Below are 6,437 nucleotides of genomic sequence, written 5' to 3'. Positions count from 1 at the left end.
GCTCGGGGAATTTATCTTGTAACCATAACAGTTCTTGACGATTAAACACATTTAAAAATCGATTCCTAAACTTCAAGGAATCGATTTTTTGCTGCAATTTTCTTAACGTAAATGTTCAAATAGCCCCCACCTTCTATCTCGTCCAGTTGGTTTCCCCAGTCCATAAATATCAGATGAAGACAAGGCACTAAAAGTTTTTATAAAATTGGTTGATTTAGGTTTTACATTATGTTGCTAACTTTAATATTTACATTTGAATATTAAAATGTTACAGTACAGGCTAAGTATATTAATTAGTGAAAGGAGGTAATAGCTATGTTAACTGTTTTTAGAATCTTATTCGGTGAAAATACAAAAATCGGAAACCGTTTAGCTATTAAAGGGAGTAGTCTGTCCTTTTTTAAACTAAACAATGATATAAAAACAGTTGCCGGAGCTTTGCCTCTACTATGGATAAGTTTAAAACAAGATCATCAACATACTTGTTTTATGTAGTGAAATATGCATATTTGTATGTTTTGACTTTCGGCACCGGTAATTTTTATCTGTGTTTTTTTTGTGTGCAAAAAGAAATTGATTCTTAGGGACTGCTACTCCTTTCCAATTATTCTAATTACCACTAGAGCAAATTGTGAAAGGATGAAAGAAATGAATTTTAATAATAAAACAAAGTATGGTAAAATACAGGAATTTTTAAGAAGTAATAATGAGCCTGATTATAGAATAAAACAAATAACCAATGCGATTTTTAAACAAAGAATTAGTCGATTTGAGGATATGAAGGTTCTTCCAAAATTACTTAGGGAGGATTTAATAAATAATTTTGGAGAAACAGTTTTGAATATCAAGCTCTTAGCAGAGCAAAATTCAGAGCAAGTTACGAAAGTGCTTTTTGAAGTATCAAAGAATGAGAGAGTAGAAACGGTAAACATGAAGTATAAAGCAGGTTGGGAGTCATTTTGTATATCATCACAATGCGGATGTAATTTTGGGTGTAAATTTTGTGCTACAGGCGACATTGGATTGAAAAAAAACCTAACTGTAGATGAGATAACAGATCAAGTTTTATACTTCCATTTATTAGGTCATCAAATTGATAGCATTTCTTTTATGGGAATGGGTGAAGCTCTAGCCAACCGTCAAGTATTTGATGCTCTTGATTCGTTTACGGATCCTAATTTATTTGCATTAAGTCCTCGTAGACTTTCTATATCAACGATTGGTATTATACCTAGTATCAAAAAAATAACCCAGGAATATCCTCAAGTAAATCTTACATTTTCATTACACTCACCTTATAGTGAGGAACGCAGCAAATTGATGCCAATAAATGATAGATACCCAATAGATGAGGTAATGAATATACTCGATGAACATATAAGATTAACTTCAAGGAAAGTATATATAGCTTATATCATGTTGCCTGGTGTAAATGATTCTCTTGAGCATGCAAACGAAGTTGTTAGCCTTCTTAAAAGTCGCTATAAATCAGGGAAGTTATATCATGTAAATTTGATACGATACAATCCTACAATAAGTGCACCTGAGATGTATGGAGAAGCAAACGAAGGGCAGGTAGAAGCCTTTTACAAAGTTTTGAAGTCTGCTGGTATCCATGTCACAATTAGAAGTCAATTTGGGATTGATATTGACGCTGCTTGTGGTCAATTATATGGTAATTATCAAAATAGCCAATAGTATTGAACAAGGTATATAGCTGATATAATAAGGTGAATTTTTAAATAATATTAATGCAATTAATATTATTTTGATAACTCAATTATGCTAGTATTTTCTTCAAATATGAATGGACTACTGGGTGGAAGATAATTAACTAATCTGTATTCTTCTAATTTGAAATGAATAAGTTTCAAAGTACTAAGATATAGGATTAGTCATCCATTTTTTTTAAATCAGTTTAACTAGATGTTTTGTTTGTCGAATGACAAAAAACTCTTATTTAGTATAAATGAATAGATAATCCTTCCAATAATAATTGGGAGGATTTTTTATTCTCCCTAAATACAAATGTAAGTTAATGAAATATATACTTGAAGATGTTTATGGCATTCTAAAAATGTAGTCTTTGGCAGTTAATTTATGTAGTCTCTCTAGAGAACAACTTGAAAGTATTCGGGAATGCGTTCAGCTTCATAAAACCCTCCTCAATTATATAATCTGAAACCCTCTTGCTAAGTTCTTCTTCAACTTTTTGAAAACCTTTTAATATCATTTGATTTCTCACTTTATTAGCGTTCGTAAAAGTACACGTTTTCGAACACCTCAAAAGCAACCGGAAAACAGAAAAAGAACGTTCGTAAATGTGGCCATCCACTTTGCGAACGTTCTTCTGTTTCAAGCTAAATTTACGAACGAATTATTGCTGTTTTTTCATTTTTATTTATGTATTTTTTACATCCGAAGGCGACAAGTGAATTCCTTTCACCACCCCGATTTGGGGTGGTGTATAACTGGGCACTTTGCGTGAAGACTCTCTGCGCCTTTCAGCGTTCCAACTCTTGGTCTCTTTTTCTAGCAATATTGTTTTCTTTTTCTTGCTGACGCTCTTTTTGCCATTCCTTGAATTTCTCCAGCTGGGATTTTGCAAATTCCATCAAAACATTCAACTGGCTTTTCAGGGTTTTGTTTTCCTTCTGCAAATCGAGATTTTCTTTTTTCAAACCGTTATTTTCTTTCTGCAGCTGCGCCGTTTTTCTTTTTTCTTGGTCCAGTTTCCGATCGCTGTCGATCACGTTATCGACCATATCGTCAAATCGCTTTTCATGAGCCTCGATGGTCCTTTCGATGGCTTCCGTGGCCTTCGCTCTTGCTTTAAGTGCTTCAAAGTCCTCTACAGGCAATTTTACGTGGTTCCGGTCAAATAGAGAGGGTTTAGTGACTTGCAGCTCATCGACCTTCTTAGAAGCCGTCAGCGCGTTTCTGAGGGCTTCTGTTTCCTTCTCAAGGGTTTTAATCTCTTCATTGAGCGTTAACGCCTTAAAACGGCTCATTTCAATGTGTTTCCGGTCAGAGGCAATGCCCCGTTCGACTTCAAAACCAACACTTTGCATGTGTTTTGGGAATTCTTCCTGCATCCACTGCAACTCCTGCCGATTGAAGACATTCTTGCCCTGGAGTTTGCCGTCACGCATCGGAACGACCCCTAAATGCATGTGAGGCGTTTTCTCGTCGTTGTGAACCGTCGCATAAGCGATATTTTGTTTGCCGTAGCGTTCCGAAAACAATTTATGGCTTTCCTCGAAAAACCGTTTCTGTTCAGCCGGATCTAACCCATCAAAAAATTTCCGGTCCGATGTCACCAGCAGCTCATTTACGAGCACGGCATCTTTTCGGGTTTTCCGTTCGCTTACTTTTTGGCTCTCGATGATGGCTTTTACTTGTTGGTTGTAATCAATTTTCTCTTGATGCAGCAAATCATAATTCAAATGTTCACGGTCCGGATCGATGTCTGGATTCGTCCGACTTTCCCGTTCTCGCTGGTTGTGAAATTGCATGCCCTTTAAATCTGGACTCTTCATTTTCTGCATCCGTACCACAGCAAAACTCACAAAAACACGCCCCCTTATTTCGGTCAACTTCCATGTAAAGTATAGCACACTATACTTTATATCCATAAAGTGTGTGCTCTGCGAGGCTATTGGCTCTGCCAACAAAACCCTGCATACTGATTACCAGTATGCACAAAACCTTTAAGACCTTTCTTTTTTTTACGAGAAAAAAGAAACAAAAAAACCTGACCTCTGCCACCTCAGCAAAAGGGGGATTTGCTCTCGTGGCTCGTTTAAAAAAGACAAGGGACAGGTCGTATTTTTCAAAACGCTGCGCTGAAAAATCTCCACCTTAAACCCTTGTCTTTTTTATTTTGTCCGTTATGTTTTTCGTACCGAAAGCCGTACTCAGCAAAATCAAAATTTGCTCGACTTTCGGTTTTCCAGGATAACGGACAAAACCACTTAAAATAACAAAAGACACGAGAATGATCTCTCGTATCTTTTGTATTCTTATTCAACAATCGCGCCCGATTGCAGTATAAATTTAACGGTCGTTCATCATGTTCTTATTTATCAGAGCTTGTGCTATAATTATTTTAAGTTTATAAGAAGGAGAATTAATATATGGGCATTTTTAGTATTTTTGTAATCAACACAGTTGATTATCAACCAAACAAAAAATAAGTGGTTATAATGAATCGTTGATAAGCAAAATTCATTATAACCGCATTAAAGAGGGTTATAATGAACAAAAAAAATATAAAAGACAGTCAAAACTTTATTACTTCGAAACGTAATGTAGATAAAATAATGACAAATATAAGCTTAAATGAACATGATAATATCTTTGAAATTGGCTCAGGAAAAGGGCATTTTACCCTTGAATTAGTACAAAGGTGTAATTTCGTAACTGCTATTGAAATAGACCATAAATTATGCAAGACTACAGAAAATAAACTTGTTAATCACGATAATTTTCAAGTTTTAAACAAGGATATATTGCAGTTTAAATTTCCTAAAAACCAATCCTATAAAATATTTGGTAATATACCTTACAACATAAGTACGGATATAATACGCAAAGTTGTTTTTGAAAGTATAGCTGATGAGAGTTATTTAATCGTGGAATACGGGTTTGCTAAAAGGTTATTGAATACAAAGCGCTCATTGGCGTTACTTTTAATGGCAGAAGTTGATATTTCTATATTAAGTATGGTTCCAAGAGAATATTTTCATCCTAAACCTAAAGTGAATAGCTCGCTTATCAGATTAAATAGAAAAAAATCAAGAATATCGTACAAAGATAAACAGAAGTATAATTATTTCGTTATGAAATGGGTTAACAAAGAATACAAGAAAATATTTACAAAGAGTCAATTTAACAAATCCTTAAAACATGCGGGAATTGACGATTTAAACAATATTAGCTTTGAGCAATTCTTGTCTCTTTTCAATAGCTATAAATTATTTAATAAGTAAGTTAAGGGGTGCGTAAACTGCACCCCTTAACTTGTCTTGTTTTGCTTAAACAATCTTGGCCCTTTTGTTGAATTACTCTTTAATAAAATAATTTTTCCGTTCCCAATTCCACATTGCAATAATAGAAAAGCCATCTTCATCTGCTTTTTCTTCATCATCTGTATGTATTAAATCGCCATCTTCTGCGTCATCAAGATTTAATTCCTTATGAATTTCCTTTAATAAACCACCATATGAAATTAATCTTTTTCGATAAAGTCCTTCCTCCAAATCAGCTAAACGCTGCAAATTTCTTTCTTCGTCATCAGTCATAAAATCTGTATCTTTTACTGGATATTTTGCAGTTTCATCAATGGCTGATTTTATATCAGATTTATGTTTATTTTTTGGTCGAATCATTTGGACTTTAACGTTTGGATCATAATCTAATTTCATAGCTCTTTTCCAAAATTGAATCCATTGCTTTTGATTCACATAGTTTTCAGTGTTATAAAAATAAGTGCTTTCTACACAAACCAACACATGCATGTGTTGGTTATAAGAATTATCTATATTATTTACAGTTACTTCTGTCGCTCGCATAAAACCAACTAAGTTTTTATTAATTTTCTTATATTTCATCATACGATTAAAACCTTTTGACATATCCGATAAACTTTTATTTAATTCAGTACCATCATAAACATTTCTAACGGTCAACGTAAGGAAAAGCCAACGAACTGTTGGTTTTTGTTTGATAACTTCTGCAACAACCTTTTGTGACTGAATACCATGCTTCATTGCTCTCCTCCAGTTGCACATTGGACATAATCGAGATTTACAAAACCACACACGATATAACGTTTTTTCTCCCGTTTCATAACTCACTTTATATTCAAGTACCTCTGCACAATCTTTTACACGTTCAGCCTTTTTAAATTCAAGAATATGCAAGAGTTCAAAATAATCTACATTTGCCATTTTCTTTTCTCGCCAAGGTCTTATTTTTCCACTTTTTGTTTTGTCGATTAGTACACTTGATTTTTCATCTGAATTAATGCTATTATTATTGCACATAATTAATACAGAAACCCCCTATGTAAATTTGTTTTTGTGTGGTAACTTAAACAATAACATAGGGTATTTTTCTGTGCAAGGATTTTTAAAGGTTCATTAACCTTATAAAGCCAATCACACCAACACTTTAAACGCGATGTAAACTATAAAAATAAAAACTTGTTGTTTCTATATGTATCAAGATAAGAAAGAACAAGTTCAAAACCATCAAAAAAAGACACCTTTTCAGGTGCTTTTTTTATTTTATAAACTCATTCCCTGATCTCGACTTCGTTCTTTTTTTACCTCACGGTTATGAGTTAGTTCAAATTCGTTCTTTTTAGGTTCTAAATCGTGTTTTTCTTGGAATTGTGCTGTTTTATCCTTTATCTTGTCTACAAACCCCTTAAA

General features: G+C 33.8%; 6 protein-coding genes and 1 pseudogene. 4 read left to right on the top strand and 3 right to left on the bottom strand.

The window, feature by feature from the left end; all coding sequences use genetic code 11:
- Positions 1 to 315 precede the first annotated feature (315 nt).
- Positions 316 to 495, top strand: coding sequence for a hypothetical protein (locus tag KA909_RS12590; RefSeq protein WP_013356267.1), 180 nt, complete (start codon positions 316 to 318; stop codon positions 493 to 495).
- Between the two features lie 153 nt (positions 496 to 648).
- The gene (cfr, locus tag KA909_RS12585) at positions 649 to 1,698 is read left to right on the top strand and encodes a 23S rRNA (adenine(2503)-C(8))-methyltransferase Cfr (RefSeq protein ID WP_001010505.1); all 1,050 of its coding nucleotides are present in this window, start codon (positions 649 to 651) and stop codon (positions 1,696 to 1,698) included.
- Positions 1,699 to 2,504: 806 nt separating this feature from the next.
- Here cfr and mobV read toward each other — a convergent pair.
- Entirely contained in the window at positions 2,505 to 3,569 is a 1,065-nt protein-coding gene (gene mobV, locus KA909_RS12580) for a MobV family relaxase (RefSeq protein ID WP_172684477.1), read from the bottom strand.
- 567 nt (positions 3,570 to 4,136) lie between these two features.
- Between mobV and ermCL the strand changes: the two genes are divergently transcribed.
- Entirely contained in the window at positions 4,137 to 4,196 is a 60-nt protein-coding gene (ermCL, locus tag KA909_RS12575) for a 23S rRNA methylase leader peptide ErmCL (RefSeq protein ID WP_014158491.1), read from the top strand.
- A 60-nt stretch (positions 4,197 to 4,256) separates the two neighbouring features.
- Positions 4,257 to 4,991: a 23S rRNA (adenine(2058)-N(6))-methyltransferase Erm(C) gene (gene erm(C) / locus KA909_RS12570; RefSeq protein WP_014125936.1), complete on the top strand. Its 735-nt coding sequence runs from the start codon at positions 4,257 to 4,259 to the stop codon at positions 4,989 to 4,991.
- 72 nt (positions 4,992 to 5,063) lie between these two features.
- On the opposite strand, the gene KA909_RS12565 is transcribed toward erm(C), so the two are convergent.
- The gene (locus KA909_RS12565; RefSeq protein WP_014125933.1) at positions 5,064 to 6,047 is read right to left on the bottom strand and encodes a protein rep; all 984 of its coding nucleotides are present in this window, start codon (positions 6,045 to 6,047) and stop codon (positions 5,064 to 5,066) included.
- 243 nt (positions 6,048 to 6,290) lie between these two features.
- A pseudogene (locus tag KA909_RS12560) lies at positions 6,291 to 6,437 on the bottom strand (MobV family relaxase); the annotation flags it as partial.

This window comes from Staphylococcus sp. GDX8P54P, assembly GCF_017893165.1.
Classification (GTDB): Bacteria; Bacillota; Bacilli; order Staphylococcales; family Staphylococcaceae; genus Staphylococcus; species Staphylococcus borealis.
This window is presented reverse-complemented; position numbering and strand designations above follow the sequence as displayed.